We start from the raw sequence: 1,069 nt of genomic DNA, 5'->3' as shown, positions 1-1,069 counted from the left end.
ACGATGACGTCGTAGGCGTCCGCGCCGCCGTCCTCGCCCGCCGTGCGGTCCTGGACGTGCGCGACGCCGAGGTTTTGGAGGCGTTCCGCGCGCTCGGGTGAGGAGGTGATCGCGGTCACCGTGCCCCCGGACAGGGCGGCCAGTTGCGCGGCCATCAGCCCGATGCCGCCGCCGGCGCCCCTGACCAGGACCCGCTCGCCCTTCTCGATGTGCGTCCGGTCCAGGCCCAGGCTCGCGACCAGGGCGTTCACGCCGAGCGCGACCGCGTCCGCCGAGCTGACGGACTCCGGCAGGCGCGCGAGGCCGCGGACGTCGGCGACGACGTATTCGGCGTAGGCGCCTGTTCCGGTCAGCGCGAAGACCCGTCGGCCGATCCAGTGCTCGTCCACACCCTCGCCGACCGCGGCCACGGCGCCCGCCGCCTCCATGCCCGGAACGAAGCCGGGCTCGGACAGCGGCTGGTAGTCGCCGTCGCGCGCCATGACGTCCACGTAGCCGACCCCCGCGGCCTCCACCCGGATCAGGGCCTGGCCCGGTCCGGGGCGGGGTGCGGGCCGATCGACGACACGCAGCACCTCGGGGCCTCCGAACGACGACACGATGACGGCCTTCATAGCCACTCTCCTTCATGGGAATTCCCATACGGGAGTTCCCCAAAATGCCACTGAGTGACAAAAGCCTATCAGTGGCTATATGGCTGGTAGGGTGGCCGCATGTCCCATGGCCTCCCGCAGTCGCCGTCCCCGCGCCCCGCCTCGCTGCGGGAACGCAAGAAACGGCAGACCCGGGACGCGCTCATCGACGCCGCCCTGCGGCTCTTCCAGGAGCGGGGGTTCGCCGAGACGACGCTGGACGAGGTGTGCGCCGAGGTCGAGGTCTCCAAGCGGACGTTCTTCCGCTACTTCGTCAGCAAGGAGGACGCCGCCCTGGCCCCCAGTCATGAGCTGTGGCTGGCCTACCTGGACGAGGTCGAATCCCTGTCGCCCGGTCGCGGCACCGTCTTCGAGGCGCTGCGGGAGACGCTGGTCGCCGCGCTGGAGCGGATGACGACGCCCGGCTGGGCGGAACG

At 71.4% G+C, this 1,069-nt stretch carries 2 protein-coding genes; one reads left to right on the top strand and one right to left on the bottom strand.

Annotated elements, in window-relative coordinates:
• On the bottom strand, nucleotides 1-614 hold a 614-nt coding region (locus ACFU99_RS44430), incomplete at its 3' end, for a zinc-binding alcohol dehydrogenase family protein (RefSeq protein WP_384404593.1).
• Between the two features lie 99 nt (nucleotides 615-713).
• On the opposite strand from ACFU99_RS44430, the gene ACFU99_RS44425 reads away from it, so the two are divergent.
• On the top strand, nucleotides 714-1,069 hold a 356-nt coding region (locus tag ACFU99_RS44425; RefSeq protein ID WP_384404591.1), incomplete at its 3' end, for a TetR/AcrR family transcriptional regulator.

Origin of the sequence: Streptomyces sp. NPDC057654, assembly GCF_042800135.1 — a bacterium.
Classification (GTDB): domain Bacteria; phylum Actinomycetota; class Actinomycetes; order Streptomycetales; family Streptomycetaceae; genus Streptomyces.
The sequence above is the reverse complement of the archived record's forward strand: the minus strand, read 5'-3'. Positions and strand labels throughout refer to the sequence as shown.